This is a genomic window from Chryseobacterium tructae, from assembly GCF_030409875.1.
Lineage (GTDB): Bacteria > Bacteroidota > Bacteroidia > Flavobacteriales > Weeksellaceae > Chryseobacterium > Chryseobacterium tructae.
Genome location: NZ_JAUFQR010000001.1, coordinates 4,074,895 through 4,097,084 on the forward strand (window position 1 = coordinate 4,074,895; position 22,190 = coordinate 4,097,084).

At 34.8% G+C, this 22,190-nt stretch carries 23 protein-coding genes; 13 read left to right on the forward strand and 10 right to left on the reverse strand.

Features of this window, described 5'->3' with window-relative positions; all coding sequences use genetic code 11:
• Positions 1-164 precede the first annotated feature (164 nt).
• Entirely contained in the window at positions 165-1,451 is a 1,287-nt protein-coding gene (locus QWZ06_RS20190; protein ID WP_068941636.1) for an adenylosuccinate synthase, read from the reverse strand.
• Between the two features lie 246 nt (positions 1,452-1,697).
• On the opposite strand from QWZ06_RS20190, the gene QWZ06_RS20195 reads away from it, so the two are divergent.
• The 5 genes from QWZ06_RS20195 to QWZ06_RS20215 all read left to right on the forward strand — a co-directional run bounded on the left by QWZ06_RS20195 (position 1,698) and on the right by QWZ06_RS20215 (position 5,219).
• Positions 1,698-2,288: an HI_0983 family protein gene (locus QWZ06_RS20195; RefSeq protein WP_290300802.1), complete on the forward strand. Its 591-nt coding sequence runs from the start codon at positions 1,698-1,700 to the stop codon at positions 2,286-2,288.
• A 21-nt stretch (positions 2,289-2,309) separates the two neighbouring features.
• Positions 2,310-3,242 carry an alpha/beta fold hydrolase gene (locus tag QWZ06_RS20200; RefSeq protein ID WP_290300804.1) on the forward strand — a complete coding sequence of 311 codons (933 nt, stop codon included), beginning with the start codon at positions 2,310-2,312 and terminating at the stop codon, positions 3,240-3,242.
• Between the two features lie 267 nt (positions 3,243-3,509).
• Positions 3,510-4,190, forward strand: coding sequence for a helix-turn-helix transcriptional regulator (locus QWZ06_RS20205; RefSeq protein ID WP_290300806.1), 681 nt, complete (start codon positions 3,510-3,512; stop codon positions 4,188-4,190).
• 236 nt (positions 4,191-4,426) lie between these two features.
• Positions 4,427-4,690 carry a zinc ribbon domain-containing protein gene (locus QWZ06_RS20210; protein WP_290300808.1) on the forward strand — a complete coding sequence of 88 codons (264 nt, stop codon included), beginning with the start codon at positions 4,427-4,429 and terminating at the stop codon, positions 4,688-4,690.
• Positions 4,691-4,700: 10 nt separating this feature from the next.
• Positions 4,701-5,219 carry a HEAT repeat domain-containing protein gene (locus QWZ06_RS20215; protein ID WP_290300810.1) on the forward strand — a complete coding sequence of 173 codons (519 nt, stop codon included), beginning with the start codon at positions 4,701-4,703 and terminating at the stop codon, positions 5,217-5,219.
• A 198-nt stretch (positions 5,220-5,417) separates the two neighbouring features.
• Here the strand turns inward: QWZ06_RS20215 and QWZ06_RS20220 are convergent, their stop codons facing one another.
• The gene (locus QWZ06_RS20220; RefSeq protein WP_290300811.1) at positions 5,418-7,007 is read right to left on the reverse strand and encodes an ABC-F family ATP-binding cassette domain-containing protein; all 1,590 of its coding nucleotides are present in this window, start codon (positions 7,005-7,007) and stop codon (positions 5,418-5,420) included.
• 196 nt (positions 7,008-7,203) lie between these two features.
• Between QWZ06_RS20220 and QWZ06_RS20225 the strand changes: the two genes are divergently transcribed.
• The 6 genes from QWZ06_RS20225 (at position 7,204) to QWZ06_RS20250 (ending at position 12,385) form a co-directional block, all read left to right on the forward strand.
• Entirely contained in the window at positions 7,204-7,758 is a 555-nt protein-coding gene (locus tag QWZ06_RS20225; RefSeq protein WP_045494079.1) for a phosphoribosyltransferase, read from the forward strand.
• A gap of 118 nt (positions 7,759-7,876) precedes the next feature.
• Complete coding sequence (locus QWZ06_RS20230; RefSeq protein ID WP_103293606.1) at positions 7,877-8,455, forward strand: adenylate kinase; 579 nt, start codon at positions 7,877-7,879, stop codon at positions 8,453-8,455.
• Positions 8,456-8,519: 64 nt separating this feature from the next.
• On the forward strand, positions 8,520-9,503 hold the full coding sequence (obgE, locus tag QWZ06_RS20235) for a GTPase ObgE (RefSeq protein ID WP_290300818.1): 984 nt from the start codon (positions 8,520-8,522) through the stop codon (positions 9,501-9,503).
• A 173-nt stretch (positions 9,504-9,676) separates the two neighbouring features.
• Positions 9,677-10,165: a DUF6438 domain-containing protein gene (locus QWZ06_RS20240; RefSeq protein ID WP_290300820.1), complete on the forward strand. Its 489-nt coding sequence runs from the start codon at positions 9,677-9,679 to the stop codon at positions 10,163-10,165.
• A gap of 86 nt (positions 10,166-10,251) precedes the next feature.
• On the forward strand, positions 10,252-10,878 hold the full coding sequence (locus tag QWZ06_RS20245) for a porin family protein (RefSeq protein WP_290300822.1): 627 nt from the start codon (positions 10,252-10,254) through the stop codon (positions 10,876-10,878).
• A gap of 193 nt (positions 10,879-11,071) precedes the next feature.
• Positions 11,072-12,385 carry a DEAD/DEAH box helicase gene (locus tag QWZ06_RS20250; RefSeq protein WP_290300823.1) on the forward strand — a complete coding sequence of 438 codons (1,314 nt, stop codon included), beginning with the start codon at positions 11,072-11,074 and terminating at the stop codon, positions 12,383-12,385.
• A 50-nt stretch (positions 12,386-12,435) separates the two neighbouring features.
• Here the strand turns inward: QWZ06_RS20250 and QWZ06_RS20255 are convergent, their stop codons facing one another.
• From QWZ06_RS20255 to QWZ06_RS20290, 8 genes are all read right to left on the reverse strand, one after another.
• Entirely contained in the window at positions 12,436-13,590 is a 1,155-nt protein-coding gene (locus QWZ06_RS20255) for a hypothetical protein (RefSeq protein WP_290300825.1), read from the reverse strand.
• Complete coding sequence (locus QWZ06_RS20260) at positions 13,590-14,360, reverse strand: TatD family hydrolase (RefSeq protein ID WP_290300827.1); 771 nt, start codon at positions 14,358-14,360, stop codon at positions 13,590-13,592. The genes QWZ06_RS20255 and QWZ06_RS20260 overlap by 1 nt, the downstream gene beginning before the upstream one ends.
• A gap of 5 nt (positions 14,361-14,365) precedes the next feature.
• Positions 14,366-14,887, reverse strand: coding sequence for a DUF4269 domain-containing protein (locus tag QWZ06_RS20265; protein ID WP_290300830.1), 522 nt, complete (start codon positions 14,885-14,887; stop codon positions 14,366-14,368).
• Positions 14,888-15,838, reverse strand: coding sequence for a GSCFA domain-containing protein (locus tag QWZ06_RS20270; protein WP_290300831.1), 951 nt, complete (start codon positions 15,836-15,838; stop codon positions 14,888-14,890). It lies immediately after the preceding gene.
• A 75-nt stretch (positions 15,839-15,913) separates the two neighbouring features.
• Positions 15,914-16,885, reverse strand: a complete 972-nt coding sequence (locus QWZ06_RS20275) for a polyprenyl synthetase family protein (protein WP_290300833.1) — start codon at positions 16,883-16,885, stop codon at positions 15,914-15,916.
• 102 nt (positions 16,886-16,987) lie between these two features.
• On the reverse strand, positions 16,988-18,130 hold the full coding sequence (locus tag QWZ06_RS20280) for an inorganic phosphate transporter (protein WP_290300834.1): 1,143 nt from the start codon (positions 18,128-18,130) through the stop codon (positions 16,988-16,990).
• Positions 18,131-18,153: 23 nt separating this feature from the next.
• Complete coding sequence (locus tag QWZ06_RS20285; RefSeq protein WP_042723220.1) at positions 18,154-18,792, reverse strand: DUF47 domain-containing protein; 639 nt, start codon at positions 18,790-18,792, stop codon at positions 18,154-18,156.
• 151 nt (positions 18,793-18,943) lie between these two features.
• Complete coding sequence (locus QWZ06_RS20290; protein ID WP_290300838.1) at positions 18,944-20,650, reverse strand: DEAD/DEAH box helicase; 1,707 nt, start codon at positions 20,648-20,650, stop codon at positions 18,944-18,946.
• A 227-nt stretch (positions 20,651-20,877) separates the two neighbouring features.
• Between QWZ06_RS20290 and QWZ06_RS20295 the strand changes: the two genes are divergently transcribed.
• The gene (locus QWZ06_RS20295) at positions 20,878-21,663 is read left to right on the forward strand and encodes a TolC family protein (protein WP_290300840.1); all 786 of its coding nucleotides are present in this window, start codon (positions 20,878-20,880) and stop codon (positions 21,661-21,663) included.
• Positions 21,615-22,187 carry a TolC family protein gene (locus tag QWZ06_RS20300; RefSeq protein WP_290301392.1) on the forward strand — a complete coding sequence of 191 codons (573 nt, stop codon included), beginning with the start codon at positions 21,615-21,617 and terminating at the stop codon, positions 22,185-22,187. The genes QWZ06_RS20295 and QWZ06_RS20300 overlap by 49 nt, the downstream gene beginning before the upstream one ends.
• Positions 22,188-22,190: the final 3 nt, after the last annotated feature.

Below are 22,190 nucleotides of genomic sequence, written 5' to 3' on the forward strand. Positions count from 1 at the left end.
TAAAATGAGTATTGCCAAGTAAAATCTCAGTACAACCATGTCAAGGTTTAAAACCTTGACATGGTTGGATAAGCAAAATAAAACGAAAGCTCATTCATTTTTAGACAAAAAAAGAGACCATCAAATCGGACAGTCTCTTTATACTTTATTATGTTCTAAGAATATTAGAATAATTCTTTTCTGATAATGTTCTGACTTCTTTCAGGACCTACAGAAACTAAATATACATTAATTCCTAAGTATTTTTCAATAAACTCGATGTACTTCTGAGCATTGTCTGGAAGTTCATCATAGCTTCTCGCTTTTGTGATATCTTCCGCCCAACCTGGTAAATCCTGATAGATTGGCTCATAGTTATACAACTTCTCTGTTGACGAAGTAAAGTAATCAATAATTTTTCCGTCTTCAGTTTTGTAGTGCGTAACGATTTTAAGGTTTTCAATTCCTGTAAGAACATCAAGCTTGGTAATAACAAGGTTATTGATTCCGTTGATCATACAAGCATGCTTCAAAGATACAAGGTCTAACCAACCTGTTCTTCTTGGTCTCCCTGTAGTAGCACCGAATTCACCTCCAATTTGTCTGATTTTCTCACCTAATTCATTATCTAATTCAGATGGGAAAGGCCCGTTTCCTACTCTTGTACAGTATGCTTTTGCCACACCGATCAGGTTTTGAAGTGACGTTGGTGGAACTCCTGCTCCTGAACAAACTCCTCCTGTAGATGGAGAAGATGAAGTTACGTATGGATAAGTACCGAAGTCAATATCAAGCATTAATGCTTGAGCTCCTTCAAATAAAACATTTTTACCGTCTCTGATCGCTTCGTTTAATTCTAATTCAGTATCAACGATTCTATCCTGAAGCTGTTTTCCGATTTCTAAATATTCATTATAGATCTCTTCAACATCTAAAGCTGGTTTTCCGTAATATTTTTCAAAAAGAGAGTTCTTAACTTTTAGGTTTTTCTCAATTTTATCTCTTAAAATCTCAGGGTTTAATAGGTCAACCATTCTGATTCCGACTCTTGCGATTTTATCTTCATAGCAAGGTCCGATTCCTTTTTTGGTTGTTCCGATCTGAGTTCCGCCGTGTTCCTCTTCACGGTAAGTATCCAAAAGGATGTGGTAAGGCATGATAACATGCGCTCTTCTGCTGATAAAAATGTGATCTGTTCTCAAGTTTTTGCTCTCGATCTGACCAACTTCTCTAATAAAAGACTTAGGGTTTACCACTACTCCGTTCGCAATGATACATTTCCCTTTGCATTGAAGAACTCCTGAAGGAAGAAGGTGTAGAACGAATTTTTCCTCACCAACATAAACCGTGTGACCTGCGTTGTCTCCCCCTTGGAAACGCACTACATAGTCTGATTTTGCAGATAAAACATCCGTGATTTTACCTTTACCTTCATCTCCATACTGAAGACCTACAACTACATAAGTTGACATATTTTACTTTTGTTTTAAGATTCGTGCAAAATTACTTTTAAAAAAAATGACAGCCAAATTATAGGGGATATTTATTTTGAGCCAGGGTGAAAATCATAGAATTGGAAGCCTAAGACACCTATACAAATTCATTGATTAACAATATTTTATAAATAAAAACCCATAAAACCATCACTCCTGAAGATCAATTCTGCTTTTATGTTTATTCCAAATGGTCTATATTTACTATACAATAAATTTACCTATATGAAATTTAAAATTCTGTTCCTATTTCTGATCATTCCTATATTTTGTTTAAAAGCACAAAATAAAAATAAGGTGGATGAATATTTAGGAATACCTAACCCTATCAATATAGGACAAAAGGTTTATAACCTGGTTTGGAGTTCACATCCTAATGAGGTCTACTTCAAACAGGAATATATAGAATCTAAGGACAATCTTAAAAAGTACAACAGCATGGTCTTGATTGACTTTATAAAAGGGGATTTTAACCTTAAAGAAGTTATTGACCACAAAATAACTGAACTTGACGAAATGAAAAAAATCAATCCGATTGTTAATTACCAAGTTCTTGAAAAGAATGGAGAATATATTTTAGATTTTCTGATCAGTGAAAATTCAAAAGATGGAAAGGAAATTCTAATTGCGGAAAGAAACGTCTACCGCTACAAACTTATCAGCAATAGTACCAACAATGGGCTTTTGCTTTTTGCAATAAGCCAGAGAGGATATAAAGAGAATATGGATCAGTTTTTTAAAAATCTGAAAGCGAATCCTAATCAATTGATTGAAGCTGTAGGAAGCTATAAACTTCCTGACATCAAGATAAAATAGTATAATATTTAAACACTTCTAATGACTACATCTCAAAAATCAGCATACCTGCCATCAAATATAAACAGTAAATCCCAGCTTTTCCATACTCTATTTTCTCCGGAAAACACAAAAGCCACCCTTCTCATCGTTCACGGCATGCAGGAACACAGTGGAAGATATACAGAAATAGCAGAGTATTTTGCAAACCATGGCATTGCAGTACTGACGTATGATCATCTGGGTCATGGAAAGTCTGTAAAAGATAAAAGCGAGATTGGTTTTTTTCAACTTGAAAAACCGGATGAAAGATTGATTGCTGATGTGGAAATGATGGCCGATCATCTTGCTGGGCAATATCCGAATGTTCCTCATTTTATTCTGGGACATTCTATGGGATCTTTTATTACTCGTTGTCTTCTTCAGAAAGCTAGTAATAAGTTTACAGGAGCCATTATTACCGGAACTGGTGGCCCTTTGCCTGGTATTGATCTATTAAGAAGTTATTTATCATTAGCCAATATGATCGCTCCAAAGCATCGTACTTTTTTAAATTCTATTTTTACAAAAGTAAATAATAAACAGTTTAAGAAAGATAAAGATTTTGGTGATACAAGCTGGCTCAGCATTAATCCTAAAAACAGAAAAGCTTTTGAACAGGATAAATTGTGTGGAATTCCTTTTACTCACAATGCTTTTTATACTTTATTTACAGTCTATAAAAGAGCTACATCTAAGAATTGGGCTGCTTCTATTTCGCCGTCATTTCCTTTTCTATTTGTAAGCGGGCAGAATGATCCTATTGGTGATTTCAGTAAGGGAGTTATGCTTACTGTTCACAATCTAAAATCTGATGGATTTCAGGATGTGGATGCAAATATTTATCCGGAAATGCGTCATGAGATTCTCAATGAGGAAATACGGGAACAGGTTCTGAATGAGATTTATGATTGGATATTGAAGCATTGTAAATAGACTCTCGCTGGTTTTGCTAATTATGCAGATTAAAATTATATGAAAAACATCTGCGAAATCTATGAGACTCTTTCTATATTGAGATTCTTCATTCCGTGCGCTCCATCTAAAATGACGGATATTGAGTTTACAAATTGAGCGGATTAGTATTTATACAAGTCTGTGAGAGATAAAAAATATTGCAACTGAATTTCTAAAGATTGCTTCGTAAGCAATGGCTGTCATATTCCTAATAATTTATATTTTTGAAACTCATGTTTTAAAATAATGAACAGAATTGACCGTCTGATTTCCATACTTACCACTTTACAATCTAAAAAGTTTGTAACTGCTGATTATATTGCTGATAAATATGAGATCAGTATCAGAACAGTTTACAGGGACATTAAAGCGCTAGGTGAAATTGGAGTTCCTATTGATTATGAGCCACAGAAAGGCTATACCGTCTTACAGGGTTTCTTTCTTCCTCCAGTTCTTCTGACCAGTGATGAAGCCAATGCTTTGATCATGATTTCCAAATTGGCTGAACGTTATACAGATAAAACAATACAGAAAAACGTCTTCAATGCAATAGACAAGATAAAATCTGTTTTACGATATTCTGAAAAGGAAAAAGCAGATCAACTACAGAAAAAGATTGGCATCTATGTTTCCCCTGAGACTGATCGCAGTAAAGATCATCTTACCATTATCCAGAATGCTATTGTTGATAAGCAGATTTTAAAAATAAGTTATCTCAATAACTCAAATGAAGCCAGTGAAAGGGAAATTGAACCCATCGGAATGAGCTTTTACACCAATCAATGGCATCTGATCGCATGGTGCTGGAAAAGAAATGAATACCGGGATTTTAAAGTTTTACAGATTCAGGATTTGAAGAATACAGAACAGTCATTTAAAAAAGAGGTGCATTTTACTCTTGAGGAGTATATTAGTTCTTTGACGTAGTTAGGATGGAAGCAGGAAGAGGGAGGCTGGAAGTTTCTGCTAGATAAATGTCTTCTGAAAATCTTTGTAATAACTATTTTTTAAAATTAAATGAATAAATAGACTATACACTCCTACTTCCAATATCCATAACTTCCCTCTTCCAGCCTCTAGCTTCCAAACTTTCGTATAAAAAAATCAGACTGACATAGGGTTGACAGTCGCCCTATTTACTTTTGTCCAAAATATCATACAATATGGATAAAGTATACAAAAATTGTCAGAGCTGCGGAATACCTCTGAAAAAATCACCTAATGGAGGCGGAACTAATACAGACGATTCTATAAGCACAATCTATTGCGATTATTGCTATGAAAAAGGACAGTTTAAACAGCCAGAGATCACAGCAATAGAGATGCAGGAATTTGTAAAAAATAAAATGAAAGATATGGGCTTTCCAGGTTTTCTGGCCGGTTTATTTTCAAAAGGAATTCCTAAATTAGAACGCTGGAAAAATTAAAATCAATACCATGACTATAGAAGACCTTTTTAAAGACAAAACCACCAAAGCCAAGGAAAAGACAGATATCATCAGTAAATGGATTATCGACAATTCACTTCCTACAGACGAATTAATAGCCTTTGCTGAAAAAGCAAAAGATCCAGTAAAAGGAAGCTGTATAGAAGCTATGGAATATGCTACCAAACAGAATCCTAACCTAGCCGATGAAACCGTATTCACATTTGTTACCCAAACTCTTACTGAAAAAGCACCCAGAATAAAATGGGAAAGTGCTAAAGTAATTGGCAATACCGCTCAATTGTTTCCCCAGAGCCTGAATCTGGCCATTACCAATTTGATTACAAATACTGAACATGAAGGAACGGTTGTCCGCTGGAGTGCCGCTTTTGCATTGGGAGAAATTTTGAAACTGAAAACACCACATAATACAACGCTTCTTCCGGCACTTGAGAATATCAGTGAAAAAGAGGAAAAGAACAGCATCAAGAAAATTTATCTGGATGCGATTAAGAAAACAAAAAAGTAATTTTTGAATCGACAGATATAAAATATCCTGGAAGCTATTTCCAGGATATTGTTTTTTATGTTTGGGCTAAAGCCCATTGAATTTGATCATTTATTTTATAGCGGGCTAAAGCCCGCTCCTATTGAATTTTCTTACAGCTTTTACAGATAAAAACACTCATAAAGTTCTGCCAGATCCATCAAATCTGCGAGAAATAAACTATTCCAGCACAACTTCCCAGCCAATTCCAATCTCTTCCAGAAAAACTTCATCATGTGAGATCACCAGCAATGTTCCAAGATAATCCTTAATAGAATTGGTCAGAATTTCAACATTTTGCAAGTCCAGATTATTCGTAGGTTCATCAAGAATAATCATATCAGGAGTTTTATTACTGATGGAAAGCCCGCACAAAAGTAACCTCAGACGTTCTCCTCCACTTAAAACCCCACATTTTTTATCCCATGTATCCTTATAGAACAGAAACCTGGACAACAAAGTCTTCACTTCTGATTCCGGTAATGCACTATCATTAAAGGTTTGTACAAAATCATCAACTGTCAGATTATTATTAATCAGGGAATATTCCTGATCAATATAAATACTATTGAATTCTGCTCTGTTAATATTTCCAATGGTAGGTTTAATATTCCCCAGTAACATTTTTATCAAGGTTGTTTTTCCTGAACCATTGGAGCCCTTAATGGAAATTCGGTCACCACTTCGCACTTCAAAATCAAGGTTTTCTTTCCATAATTTTTCATTTCCATAACTAAAATTAATACCTTCAGCTGTAATTAAGATTTTCCCGGAATGCAACCCGGAATCATTAAAATTGACCTTCATCTGATCAGAATTCTTTACAGAAGAACGCAAATCTCTCAATTCTCCTGAAATTCCACTGATCTTTTCTGTATGGACACTTTTCAGCTTTGAGGTATTTTTCTCTGCATTATTCCTAAGGGTATTCATCATAATTCTGGCAACACCTGATTTTTCCTGTTTTTGTTTGCCTCTGGCATCAAGCTTTTGCTTACGTTCTAGGGTTTCGCGTTCTTTTTCTTTTGCCTTTTTCAATGCCCGTTCCTTGGCATGAATGTCGTTTTGTAAAGCTTCATCTTCCACTTCTTTCTGTTCTGCATAGAAATCAAAGTTTCCTCCATATGTAGCAATTCCCTGATTACTTAGTTCAAAAATTGCATCTACCAGATTGAGCAATGTTTTGTCGTGACTCACCATTAAAACAGTAGCATTTACCTTTTCAATAAGGTCATACAATAGTTTTCTTCCTTCTAAATCCAGATGATTGGTCGGCTCATCCAAAATAATGACATCAGGTTGATTGATCTGGATTCCGGCAAGAAAGACTTTGGTCTTCTGGCCACCACTTAGCCCTTCTAGCTTTTGGTTTAAATCAAAATCCTGAAGATTCCAGTATTGTAATACGTTCTGGCAACGTTCTTCAATATCCCAATCGTCATTGAGGACTTCAAAATATTGCTCATGTACTTCCCCACTCGTAATTTTTTCAAGAGCAGCAAGCTTTTGATCTATATTCAGACACTCTGCGATGCTTAAATGATTAAAATTCCCAAACATTTGGGGAATATAAAAAATATCGCCCTGAATGTTTATCGTACCATTCAATGGCTGTATTTCGTTCGCTATGATCTTCAGCAAGGTAGATTTTCCCGTGCCGTTACTCCCTACCAAAGCTGATTTGGTATTAGATTGTATTGTTAAATTGATATGATTAAAAAGGAGATTTCCTCCCGGAAACCCAAAGGATATATTTTGCAGTAAAATCATGATTTCTTTCTTAATAAAGGTTAAACACCGGTAACTCATGGGTTACCGCTTCATTGAATCTGAAAGAAATTATATCCTACATGTCTGTATTTATGGGTTTTGAAAGAACAAATATAGTATAAATCTGTGATTAAACACAAAAAGATTTTAATGAAAAATCAAAAATCCGTAACTTTGCCGCCTACTAAAAATTTTTATGGAAAGTATTAAAGTTCACGACAAAACTTTCGTTCCTTATTTAAAGGATGCCGAAATTCAGGAAATTGTAAAAGAGACCGCATTAAGAATTTATGAAGATTACAAAGACGAAGTTCCTGTTTTCATTGGTGTTTTGAATGGAGTTATCATGTTCTTCTCAGATCTTTTAAAATATTATCCTGGGGAATGCGAAATCGCTTTCCTACAAATGAGTTCTTATGTAGGAACTGAATCTACAGGAATTGTTTACCAAAAAATGGAGCTTACAAAAGATGTAAAAGATCGTCACATCATCCTTGTAGAAGATATCGTTGATACAGGAAATACGGTTGAAAGTCTTTTCAAATATTTCCAGGAAACACAACGTCCTAAGTCTGTAAAACTAGCAAGTTTCTTATTGAAACCTGAAATTTACAAGAAGGATTTCAAACTGGACTATATTGGAAAAGAAATTCCAAATAAATTTGTTCTTGGTTATGGATTGGATTATGATGAATTAGGAAGAAACCTACCTAATTTGTATCAATTAGAAGACGGACAAATCAATCATTAAATGCCTATAGCTATTAGCTACTTGGCTTTTAGCTTTAAATATTAAATAAAGTAAAATATTAACTAAATAAAGCTAAAAGCAAGAAGCAGCCGCTCATTGCCGGAAGCGAAACAACATTATGATAAACATAGTTCTGTTCGGCCCTCCAGGAAGTGGAAAAGGAACACAAGCTCAGAATCTAATCGAGAAATTTAATCTAAAGCAGGTTTCAACAGGTGATCTTTTCAGATACAATATGAAAAATGACACTGAACTAGGAAAACTGGCTAAGTCATACATCGATAAGGGAGAATTGGTTCCGGATCAGGTAACAACAGATATGCTGATTGACGAGATCAGAAAACCTACCGACACTAATGGTTTTATCTTTGATGGTTATCCAAGAACGACTGCGCAAACAGAAGCACTGGAAAAAATCGTTAAAGAAGAACTTAACGACGAGATCGACATCTGTCTTTCATTGATCGTAGAGGATAAAATTTTGGTGGAAAGACTTCTGAAAAGAGGAGAAACCAGCGGTAGATCGGATGACAGCAATGTAGAGATCATTGAAAACAGAATTAAAGAATATTATACTAAAACAGCAGAAGTAGCCGAACTTTACAAACAACAAGGTAAATATGTTGAAGTAAACGGCGTAGGGGAAATTAACGAAATTTCCCAGAAACTTTTCGCTGAAGTAGAGAAAATTAAATAATCGAGGTTCGGGATACGGGATTCGTATTTTTATCCCGTAGCTCGCAACTCGTAACAAATACTATATGTCTAACTTTGTAGATTACGTAAAGATCCATTGTAAAAGCGGACACGGAGGTGCTGGTTCTGCCCACCTTCGCCGTGAAAAGTATATTCCTAAAGGTGGTCCCGATGGAGGCGACGGAGGTCGTGGAGGACACGTTATAATGAGAGGAAATGCTCAGGAATGGACTTTACTTCCGCTTCGATACACCCGTCACATAAAAGCAGAACGTGGTGAAAACGGAGCAAAAAACCAGCTTACCGGTGCTGACGGTTCTGATATTTATATTGATGTTCCTATCGGAACGATCGCTAAAAATGAAGAAGGAGAAATTATCGGCGAGATCCTTGAAGACAAACAGGAAATCATTTTGATGGAAGGTGGAAAAGGAGGACGAGGAAATGAATTCTTCAAATCTTCTACCAATCAAACCCCAAGATATGCTCAGCCTGGAATGGACGGACAGGAAGGCTATATAGTCTTCGAACTTAAAATTTTAGCCGACGTAGGACTGGTTGGATTTCCTAATGCTGGAAAATCTACACTTCTAGCTTCTGTTTCTGCAGCAAAACCTAAGATTGCCAACTACGCCTTTACAACCCTTACTCCTAACCTTGGGATCGTGGATTACAGAAATTACAAATCATTTGTAATGGCTGATATTCCAGGAATCATTGAAGGAGCAGCAGAAGGAAAAGGTTTAGGACACAGATTCCTTAGACATATCGAAAGAAACTCAATCCTGTTATTTTTAATTCCTGCAGATTCTGAAGATCACTTCCAGGAATTCAAGATTCTTGAAAATGAATTGAAGGAATATAACCCTGAGCTTTTAGATAAAGATTTCATTGTTTCTGTTTCAAAATCCGATCTTTTGGATGATGAGCTGAAAAAAGAGATCGCTGCTGAATTCCCAGAAAATAAACAGCCTTTATTCTTTTCTGGAGTTACCGGAGAAGGCCTTGTAGAACTGAAAGATGCTATCTGGAAACAACTGCATGGATAATATCAGATTTGAAATTTGATTTAACAATATAAATAAAGAGAAGTAAAATTACTTCTCTTTATTTTTTTATTCCAAGGGTTGAATTTTTATATTTCCAGTTGACAATTAATTTTCTTTTCAGCTTATTTTAAATTGGAACAATTATTGAAAGAGTGTCTATAAAATTGTAAGCTATGAAATATGTCCTAGGCCTTTGTGCTTTTATATTTATATTTTCCTGTACTTCTCAGAAAGTCAATTCAAAATATTCTAAAATTGAATACCAGGCAACTCCATGTTTCGGATTCTGTCCTGTATTTACAATGACGATCAATCCGGACAGAACAGCAGTCTTTGAAGCAGAACATTTTAATTTTAATGATAAGCCTTCAAAAGATGAATTTTCAAAACCTCGTGAGGGAACTTTTAAAGGAACCATTAAAGAGTCTGATTACAATAAACTCATCAGTTTACTGGATGGTTTAGAGGTAAAAAATCTAAATGACAAATACGGTAAAAAAAACATTACAGATCTACCTACCTCTTATTTACGAATCAACTTTACTGATGGTACTTCAAAAAATGTAGAAGATTATGGCAAACGTGGAAGCCAAAAGCTTTCTGAAGTCTATCAATTTTTTGAAAACTTAAGAAAGAATCAGAACTGGACTAAGGTACAATAGTACTTTTTAAAATATTTAATTTACTTTTGCATAATAATTCCTTTCTACAAGGAATTATTTTTTTATAAAACTATTAATCAAGAAACATGAAGAAAAACTTTTTTTTCATTTTATTATTGGCTGCTTCGGCCTTTAGTAATGCACAGAACTCTTCAAAATCCATAAGCTTTGGAGTAAAAGGAGGCTATTCGTTATCCAGTATGAAATTTTACGGAGAAAAACTGGATTCAAAATCTTATTTCTATGCTGGTATAGTTGCTGAAAAACCGATCTCATCTCAATTTAGTGTACAGGCAGAAGTATTATATACTCAATTAGGGGGCAGTATTTCATACCCATGGACCCAACTGGTAGGTAATGAAATTGTAGATGTAGGGGATATGAAATTTGATTATAAAATTAATCAGGTACAGGTTCCTATTTCAGCAAAATATTATTTTATTCCAAAATTTTCTGCTTCCGTGGGAATGAATATCGGATTTAATATTTCATCAAAAACAAAAATCAGCACTATGTTTGGTGAAGATACCGGAGAATCTGAAGGCTTAAAAACAGTAAATCTTTTCCCTTTCCTTGGTGCAGAGTATAAAATTACTGAAAAGTTCTTTGTGGATGCCCGATACAATTTCAATTTCTTTGAAATGAATAAAAGTAATACCGTGCCTACAAAAGTTGGTTTTCTACAAGCTGGTGTAGGATATCGATTTAAATAAAACATACATTTTCAATAATATACGACTGTTCCTGCCTGGAGCAGTCTTTTTTTGATAGATAAATGAGCTGAACTCTTTCCAAAAAACAGGTTATTGAAGCTTAAAATCAAATTCTTAAAATTTTAAACTACCTTTGCAGGATGTAATTCTTTCAAACCGAAGGAATTTTTATTTAAATTTTAAAATAATTCATTTGAATTTTACAGACTTAAACTTAATAGAACCTATTGCTAAGGCAATCCAGGAACAGGGATATACGACTCCAACACCCATTCAGGAAAGATCTATTCCTGAAATATTACAAGGCAGAGACTTTTTAGGCTGTGCACAAACCGGAACAGGAAAAACAGCAGCATTTGCTATTCCTATTTTGCAGAATCTATCTAAAAATAAAATACCGAACAAAAATATTAAAGCTTTAATCCTTACGCCTACCAGAGAGTTGGCAATCCAGATTGAAGAGAACATTAATGCTTACGGTAAATATCTTCCGTTAAAGGAACTTGTTATTTTCGGAGGAGTAAAACAAGGAAACCAGGAAGCTGCTCTAAAAAGAGGGGTTGATATTTTGGTGGCTACACCAGGAAGACTTCTTGACTTTATTGCTCAAGGAATTATCAGCTTAAGAAATCTTGAAATATTCGTTCTTGATGAAGCAGACAGAATGCTTGACATGGGATTTGTACATGATGTAAAAAGAATCATCAAGCTATTGCCACAGAAAAGGCAGACTTTATTCTTCTCTGCAACAATGCCGGGAGAAATTCAGAAACTGGCTAATTCTATCCTGAACAATCCTGTAAAGGTAGAAGTAACCCCTGTTTCTTCTACTGCAGATACTATTCAGCAATCTGTTTACTTTGTAGAAAAGGAAAACAAACTGAATCTTTTATCTCATATTCTTCAAAATGACATTGCAGATTCTGTATTGGTATTTTCGAGAACAAAACATGGTGCTGATAAAATTGCCAGAAAGCTTCAAAAAGATAATATCTCTGCAGAAGCGATCCATGGGAACAAATCTCAAAATGCGAGACAGAATGCCCTTAATAACTTCAAATCAGGGAAAACCAGAGTTCTTGTTGCTACCGATATTGCTGCAAGAGGAATTGATATTGATGAATTAAAATTCGTTATCAATTTTGAGCTCTCTGACGTTTCTGAAACTTATGTACACAGAATCGGAAGAACAGGAAGAGCCGGAGCTGAAGGATCTTCTATTTCTTTTGTAGATGGACTGGATCTTCTTAATCTGAAAAATACGGAGAAACTGATCGGAAAGAAGATTCCTGTTATCAAGAACCACCCATTCCATACGGATGATCTGGTAGCACAGAAAAGAGATTCTAATAACAAACCAGCTTCTGCAGGTTCTGAGAGACCACAAAGGCCTAGCAACAACTCAAGACCTAACAATAATAGAAATAAAAAGAAGCCAACATCTTCTGAAACTCCTTCTACCGGATTTAAAAAGCCTAAGAACAAAAATTTCACCAGAAAAAAATAAAAAGCAAACCCCTCTCATTTTGAAAGGGGTTTATTTTTTATTATAACTTATTAATTTCTATCCAATTCTTTTCGTTTGGTATAACAATATCCTATAATACAAAAAGGTAAACAGGCTGCCAGATAGGTAGTAGAAAAGAAATTACTCTGAAAATCAAAACCCAAGATCAAATATTTCTCGGTAACAAAACTTACCATGACTAAAAATGTAATATAAGCTGAAAAAGAAAATACAGTTTCTATTCTTTTAGCATAAAATGATGCCAGAATAGCCAACACAATAAAGAATAACATCACATATTTATTGCTTTGTCCCTGAAGAGTTAAAGGGTTATACTGTAACAAATGATCCATATTTTTGGCTGGTAGAAAAACAGTGGCTAATAATATGGCTACAGTGAGCAGATAACTTATTCCAAATTTAATTTTCTTTTCCCAACCAGTGTTCATAAAAGGTCTTAACAGGAAAATAATCAACGGAATAATGGCTACACTTCTGGTAAGACACAGAATACCGATGCCTATTCCAAGCAAAATCGGCTTTTGAAAATAATTATGTTTAAATTGACTATGCCAAAAGAGCATAAAGGCTGCTACGGCAATAAAAGAAGCAATAAAATCACTTTTACAGACTACATCGTAAATGTACGCTAAAGATACGCCTAGCATCAATATGCCAATAAACCTGATAAAATTATTTTTAAATTCAAGACAGATCGTGTATGAAAACAATAAAAATGCGGCTACCTGAAGGTATCCTACATTTCCTATAAAATAGAATATACTGGCCAGAAGCAACTGCCCCGGAAGATAGGAAGACAGATTCCCCATAAAATTCGGGGTATCATAAATATATTTTCCTTTGGTCCAATATTCTAAAGAAAACTCTAAAGTCTGCCATCGGTCTATATTCATTTTGTAAGGATCTTTCATCACATGACATAATGCAATATAAGCCACAGCTATTCCTCCAATCAGGATATATACCAACTTTCCCGATATTATTTTCTTAAGCCTTTCCCATTTTCCCGCTAAAAACAAAAATAAATTAGCTACAGAAAAAACAACAACTAAGATGCTGAGAGGAACAAAAGATTGCCTAATGCCATATTTTGTCAGGAATAAAAGATTAACAACAAAATAAACAGCAAACAGAAGAATACTGTTAAGCTGGTTACCTTTTACAAACTTTTGAATTCCGTTCATTATGAGTCGGCTTTAAAAAGATTTCGCGCATTTTCTGTAGTGATCCTATCTATTTCGGAGAAGTCCTTCCCGTAAATATTCACTAATTTTCCGGCAACAAGATCAAGATAAGAACTTTCATTTCTTTTTCCTCTGTGCGGCACCGGTGCTAAATAAGGTGAATCTGTTTCCAAGACAATTTTATCTAAAGAAATTTCGCTCAAGAACTGATCTATTTTTCCATTTTTAAAAGTCACTACTCCACCAATTCCTAAAATAAAGTTCAGGTCAATTGCATGCTGAGCCTGTTCCAGATTTCCGGAAAAGCAATGGAAAATTCCTCTTAACTTTGGATGTTTTTTTCTTTCCAGTACTTCGAACGTTTCATCAAAGCTTTCTCTGGTATGAATCACAATCGGCAGGTCTTTTTCTATTGCCCAGTCGATTTGCTGTTCAAAAGCTTTTACCTGAATGTCTAAAGTGGTCTTATCCCAATACAAATCAATTCCTATCTCTCCAATGGCTGGAAAATGTCTCTGGTCAAGATAATTTTTAACGATTTCTAATTCTTTTTCCCAAGACTCTGGCTTTACATAACAAGGGTGAAGTCCCATCATTGAAAGAATCTGTCCTGGATATTCAGTTTCCAGCTGCAGCATTTTCTCATGAGATTCGGAATCAATAGCAGGAAGGTAGAATTCTGTAATTCCTTTATGTAAAGCTCTTTGAATAGCTTCTTTTCTATCTTCATCAAATTCTTCCGCGTATAAATGGGTATGTGTATCAATCATTATATTTAAAATTTCAATAGATCTTCATAAGGATTTTCAAGTCCAAGCAGTATTCCAAATGCCGGTTCTGTTTTGATTCCCTGTTTTTTAAGCTCTATTATTTTTTGTTTAAACTCTTCTCCTTTTTCCTGTAATATTTTGTGTTCAGCAATCATATGAAGATAGGCGTTTTGCTGAGTGGTAGGTTTATTCTGTCCGAAAATTTCAATAGGAAATCCTTCTAACATAAAATTTAATGTAATACATTTTTCACCATTTACGATAGGATATTCCACTTCTACATCATGAGGAATAAACCGACTAAACATTAAATCATCTAGAAAATCTTCTTCAAATGCTAGATCCACCTCAAAAATAAGATCCAGATCACTTCCTTCTATATCAATTTCAATAGGAATAGTTCCTGCTAAAATGGGTGAATAATCTTTTAATTTTCCAAGAATACGATGCTTTGTAAGAACTTCATAAGCTCTTCTCTGCCTTTCGTTTCCATTTTTCAGATAATCAATTCTGGTAAAATCAGGCATTTAAAATATTTTATGTTTTACCTTTTTGCGTTGAATATCGATTCTCTGATCTAATTTTTCTCTGAATTCGATAAATTTCGGATCTTTTGTATCGTTCGTCCTATGCTCCAGTGCTCTCATGATCTTAAAATTTTCTTTAATGAATTCTTTAGTCTCTTCTGAAAAATAAGAGTCTCCAAACTTATCAAAAATATAATTAACAGCTTGAGTACTTGGATGGATCATATCTTCTTTATAAAAACGATAATCCCTAAGGTCGTCCATCAAAATCTCATAGACAGGCAAATAATGACAGTCTTCAAACAGTGATATGGACTCATGAATTGCGGTAATCAATTTGGATTTACTCAGCTGATTCTCCACCATTCCGTCTTTAGTATGTCTTACCGGAGAAACGGAAAACAAAATCTGAACGCCTTCTTTACATATATCCTTAAGTTCCAAAATAGTATTATAAATGGAGCCTGTAAGTTCCTGATGTGACAATAATCTCTTCTCAAAAAACTTCTGTGGAATTTTATGACAATTGGCGACTAGCTTGTTCTTGGGAACAAATTCATAGATGAAAGAAGATCCGTAAGTAATAATAATCCAGTCTGCTTCCTGGAGAAAGGCATTTCCCTCTTCAATTTCCTCATTGATCCTATCCAGTGTTTGATGAATATACCTTGTATCAAAACTGGTATGATGATCCAGAGAGATGTATTCTTCATTATAGGTAATCAGTTCTTCTTCCACATAAAAAGCAGAATCATGAAGTCTTTTTACTGCATTATTAATAGAAAAAGGATTAAAAATTGTTCCAAAAGGATTATTAAAGGTCTGAAGCTGTCCATTTTTAAGCAATTCTGTCATTTCAGAGGCAAAACAGGAACCGATTGAAAATATTCTATCTTCAATTTCTATCTTTTTCTCTGATTTTGGAATATCAACTTCTGTTCTGAATTTCATAATAACAGATATAGGATGGCAAATCATAGGAAGCAGGCAATTCTACTACCTGCTTCCTATCATCTGCAACCTCATTTAGCTTTCTCTTCTTAAAAGGTAATTTGCAAGCTCAATAAACGGCTTTTTCTTTTCTTCCGGAATATCAATTTTCTGAAGGTAGCTTTGACCAATCTCATTATGCTTTTCGATCAGACGAAGGGCTTTTTCATCTACTTTTGTTCTTCGGAAGATCTTTTCAACACCGTAGATCTTATCAACGTTGTCTGTCTTTTTTGAATACCAGTAATCAAGCTCTTTTCTTTCTTCTTCCGTAGCATGTTCTCTTGCTAATAGGTAAAGAACCGTTTTTTTGTTCTCATAGATATCTCCGGCGTGTTTTTTACCGAACTGAGCCTGATCTCCGAATACATCAAGATAATCATCCATAATCTGGAATGCAATTCCAATATGTTTTCCGAAATTGAAGATCGCTTTTGCATCTTTAAAATCAGCTTTAGCGATTAAAGCTCCGATCTCAAAGGAAGAAGCACTCAATACTCCTGTTTTATAGGTAATCATTCTGATATAATCATCAAAAGTTACATTTTCCTGAGTTTCGAAATTGATATCATACTGCTGGCCTTCACATAAAAGAAGTCCTGTATGCGTAAAGATTCTGATACAAGCCTTGAAAATTTCAGGTTCAAGGTCTTCAAAGAATTTATACGCCTTAAGCATTAATCCGTCTCCTGAAAGAATTCCAACATTGATCCCATGTAATGTATGAATTGTAGGTTTATTTCTTCTTAATGGAGCCTCATCCATAATATCATCATGAATCAGGGTGAAGTTATGGAAAAACTCGATAGCCAAAGCAGGTTTTATAGCCTGTTTAAGGTCACCCCCAAACAGATCACAAGCCATCAGCACCATAATGGGACGAAGACGTTTTCCACCGTGGGAAATAATATAATTCATCGGCTCATATAACTCCGTAGGTTTATCTTTAAAAGTGTACTTATTGATGGCTTCCCCAACAATCTGCTGGTATCTGTCTAAAAATTCCATAAAATCTTATAATTTGAACAAAAATACAATTTTTCAAGGCTTTATAAAACAAAAAACTTTGCCCAAATGGACAAAGTTTATATGATAATTGTGATTTTTAACTTATGAAAGGAAAGTTACAATCAGATAAGTGATACCTGCTACTATTGCTGAAATCGGAATGGTTAATACCCAAGCCCAAAGTAAGCTTACAGTAATTCCCCATCTTACTGCTGAAATTCTTTTCGTTAATCCTACCCCAATGATAGAACCTGTAATCGTATGTGTTGTAGATACAGGAATACCGAAGTGGTCTGTGATGAATAAAGTAATCGCTCCTGCAGTTTCTGCACTTACTCCTTCTAATGAAGTTACTTTAGTAATCTTTGTTCCCATTGTTTTGATGATCTTCCAACCCCCACTCATAGTACCTAGAGCAATGGCAATAAATGAAACTAAAGGAACCCAAATATAATGTTGTGCAAAGTAATCAAAACGTCCCGCAGAAGGAATATCCAAATACTGTGTATCCTGAAGCATATTAACGTGATAGTAAATTACCGCCGCTCCAATGATTCCCATTACTTTCTGAGCATCATTCAGACCATGTCCTAAACTAAACAGGGCTGAAGAAACCAGCTGCAATCTTTTGAAAGATTTGTCTGCTTTGTGTGGGTTTGATCTTTTATAAAGGTGAACAATAATTAATGTAATAATGATTGAAATAATCATCCCTATGATAGGTGCCATGAAAATGAACAAGAAGATAGGAATAACTTTATCAAACTTCACCACACCCTGGTGAGTTACCTGAATGAAAGCTTCTTTAATGGTCTCCCACATCCCAAGTCCTGGCTGTGCTGCCGCTACATCATGGTAGTCCATCATAAAAGCATGCGTTAAAGCGGCTCCCAGGAATCCTCCGATCAATGTATGCGATGATGAGGAAGGAATTCCAAACCACCATGTTAAAAGGTTCCAGGCAATAGCTGCCATCAGACCGGAAAATATTACTTCAAGCGTGATAAAATTCTCGTTAACTGTTTTGGCAATTGTATTACCAATTTTGAATTCTCCAATAATGTAAGCAGCAATAAAGAAAGCTGCAAAGTTCCAAAGTGCCGCCCAAAGTACAGCCTGGAATGGAGTTAAAACTTTTGTAGAAACTATAGTTGCAATTGAATTGGCAGCATCATGAAAACCATTGATATAATCAAAGATCAGCGCCAACGCAATAATAACTACAAGTAAAATCGGAAATTCCATTTTTTGCTATGTATTATTATCTTTTAGGCGTATTTAATCATGATGTTCTCAATTGTATTGGCAACATCTTCTGCTTTATCCGTTACGATTTCAAGATAGTTCAATACAGAAGAAACCTTAATGATGTTGATAGCATCGTTGGTTTCAAATAATTCTACCATTGAGTTAGAAAGCAGGTCATCTGCAATGTTCTCAATAGAGTTTACTTTAATACAAGCTTCTTTCACCTGCTCCATATTCTTAAACCCTTTAAGGTTTTTCATTGCATTCTGGATTTCAAGACATGCTTTGTGAATCAATAGAGAGAAATCTGAATACGCTTTCATCTCAGGAGATTTGTATAAGAAGATATATTTTGTAGAAGCATAGATATAGTCAGCGATATCATCTAGTCCTGTTGCCAATGTGTGAATATCCTCACGATCAAAAGGAGTAATGAAGTTTTTTCCTAGTTCTACGAAGATTTCGTGAGTAAGCTCATCATTTTTATGTTCGAAATCACTCATTTTTTTCAACATTGAATCGTCATTAAGATCGAAATCCTTGATCCCGGTGTTGAAATCTTCAGACATTGCAACTAGGTTTTCAGTTACCTTTTCAAAAAGTACAAAGAAGATTTTATCTTTTGGTTGAAAAGCGTGGAAAATATTACCAATTCCCATTTTTTAGTATTTATAATTCGAGTGCAAATTTCCTAAAAAAGGATTGCCCATGAAACTATATAACATTAAGTTTTGTTAACATTCGCTTACCTGCTGATTATCAAATAAAAAAACCGGCATTACTGCCGGTTTTGTATAGTATAAAAAGGGATTAGTTAGCTACTTCAGCTCTCATATCTTTTCCTTTAAATTTCATTGACTGAATGTTACTTAAAACATTGTCTTTGAATGATTTTTCAACTTCAAAGAAAGAGAATTTCTCTAAAATCTCAATATCACCGATTTCAGCTCTTTTCTTACTCTTTCCGTCAGCAGTAGCCTTATTGATAATATCTAAAACATCAAGCTTCTTCAAATGGTCTTTTTTACCAAGGTTGAAGAAGAATCTTACCATGTTTTCATCTCTTCTTCTTGGTTTTCCACCACGATCTCTATCTCTTCCACGATCTCTGTCTCTTCCGTCTCTGTCTCTTCCTCTATCTCGGTCTCTCTCACGTCCACGGTCTCTTCTTGAATAGTCATCATCTCTGCTGCTCAGTTTTTGCTCAGCAAGATCATGTTTATCCTTGTAGTATAAAGCAAGATCCTTCAATTGGAATTGTAACAACTGGTGTACTAATTCTTCTTTTGTGAAGTTGCTAAGATCTGGAATTAAGCTATCATCAAATTCGAAAAGATCTTCGTGTTCCGTCAATAATTTTTCGAAAACACCTCCAACCTGAGCTTTAATGATATCTTCTCCTGTAGGAATGAATTTTTCGTTAATTTCAATCTTAGTAGCAGATTTGATTTGCTTCAGTTTTCTGCTTTCTTCAGGCTTGATTAAAGCCATGGAAATACCGTCTTTTCCTGCTCTCCCTGTTCTTCCACTTCTGTGAACGAATACTTCAGGATCATCAGGTAAAGAGAAGTGAATAACGTGAGTCAGAGAGTTTACATCCAATCCTCTTGCCGCAACGTCTGTTGCTACAAGAATATCGATGTTTTTCAATCTGAATTTCTTCATTACCGTATCTCTTTGCGCTTGAGAAAGGTCTCCGTGAAGAGCATCAGCTGCATAACCGTTCTGCATTAAGAAATCTGCAACTTCCTGAGTTTCCATTCTTGTTCTACAGAAAATAATGGAATACTGATTCGGGTTAGCATCAATTAATCTCTTTAATGCTTCTTTTTTCTGACGGTATCCTACCACATAATATTCGTGCGTAATGTTCTTCTTCACTTCATTGATAGAACCTACTGAAATACGGTGTGGTTTTGTAAGATAGTTTTTGGAAATTCTTTCCACCTCTTTATTCATCGTAGCCGAGAATAAGAAAGTTTGTTTCGTTTCCGGAGTTTCGCTTAGAATGGTTTCCAATTCATCCTTGAATCCCATTGAAAGCATTTCATCAGCTTCGTCTAATACTAACCAATGAATCGCAGAAAAATCTAATGCTTTTCTGTTGATAAGGTCAATGACCCTACCTGGAGTTCCCACAATGATCTGTGGTTTGTCTTTTAAAGATCTCATTTGCTCTACAATACTGCTTCCACCGTAAACTGCTGTAGTTTTGATGTCTTTCATGTACTTAGAGTAATTCTTTATGTCTTTAGAAATCTGAAGACATAATTCCCGTGTCGGACAAAGCACCAATAATTGGATTTTGCGACTCGTATCGTCAATCATATCCAAAATCGGAAGCGAAAACGCTGCTGTTTTGCCTGTCCCTGTTTGCGCAAGTGCGATCAAGTCGCGAATATCTGAAAGAATAAAAGGGATAGTCTGTTTTTGGATTTCTGTTGGGCTTTCGTAACCCAGTTCGCCAATTGCCTTAAGGATATCAGGACTTAAATTGGTTTCCGTAAATAAATTCATTAACTATTTTAAAATTTTTGCAAAGATACAATAAATATTTGATTTGTTTTTGAATAAATTTTTAAATATCCAAACTTAAATTCAGAATCCTTTAATACTTTTTTAATATTTAAAAAATTTAATCTAAAAAAACAAGCTCTGGGTTAAAAATTTGTTAAACATTAGTTTTTTTTATTAAATTGGATTGATTTTTTCTGGATTATTTATGAATTTTCAAAAACAAAACTATGAAACGCAAATTTTTCTTTTTGATATTCTCATTGATAACGCTTGAAATATTTGCTCAGACTCACAATTATCCTACCCGTTGGACTCTGGATCATTGTATTGAATATGCAAAGGAAAATAATATTTCTATCAATTCATTAAGGCTTTCAAAAAATTCAGCTCAGCAAGATCTGCTTCAGGCCAAAGATGCAAGATACCCTAACCTTAACGGAACTGTTTCTCAAGGCCTTTTCGCACTAAATGGCAGTAATGGTCTTCATGTAACTGGTGCCCAAACCCAAAGTATTGGAGCTAACTCTTCCATGACACTTTACCACGCCAATTACATTAACAATAATGAAACTTCAAAAAATCTATTGGTTCAAATGGCTGATTTATCCGTACAGGAGTCTGAAAATAATATTACCCTGAGCATCACCCAGGCATATCTGAATATTCTAATGAATGAAGAAAATATTGTTTCTCTTGAAAATGTCTTAAAAACAACCCAGACCCAATTAAAACAAGGTGATCAGCTTTATAAAGCAGGAAGTCTTTCCAAGCTCAATTATCTTCAGATTCAATCACAGGTTGCCCAGGATCAATATAATCTGACCTCAACTCAAAATAACTTGCGGACTACGATTGTGAATCTAAAGCAAATCCTTCAATTGCCCACTAATTATGATTTCCAGATTGTAAAACCGGACAGTATTATTGTTGATGACCATCTAAAATCTTTACAGGATGTTCAAATCTGGCACAGAGCCAACGTCCGGAAGTCAAATACGGAGAACTTAATGTAGAAAATTCTAATACCAATCTTAAAATGTCCCAGGCTTCTATTCAGCCTACCTTAAGTGTAGTTGGAAATATTTCAACGAACTATTCTAATGGAAATGGAGATTATTTTAATCAATTAGGTAACAATTTTTATATGCCTATCGGTTTAAGCCTCGGAATTCCGATTTATAATAATAGAATTTATAAGACCCAGATTGAAAAATCAAAGATTGCCATCGAACAGGCTAATCTCGATCTCCAAAACACCAAAACTATTCTTAATCAACAGATTGAGCAATCTTACATCAACCTCCAGAATGCTTTAGCCCAATATGATTCTGCCTCTAAACAAATGGATATCAGCAAACAGAGCTATGACATCGTAAATGCACAGATGAAGATAGGCAGCATTGATTATGTACAACTTCAACAGCAGAGATTGCTTTACATTCAGTCTATTCAAAACTATCTGCAGGCCAAATATACTGCAGTTCTCAATAAACAGATTTACGAATTCTATGCAGGTAACCCTATAAATCTAAAATAAACT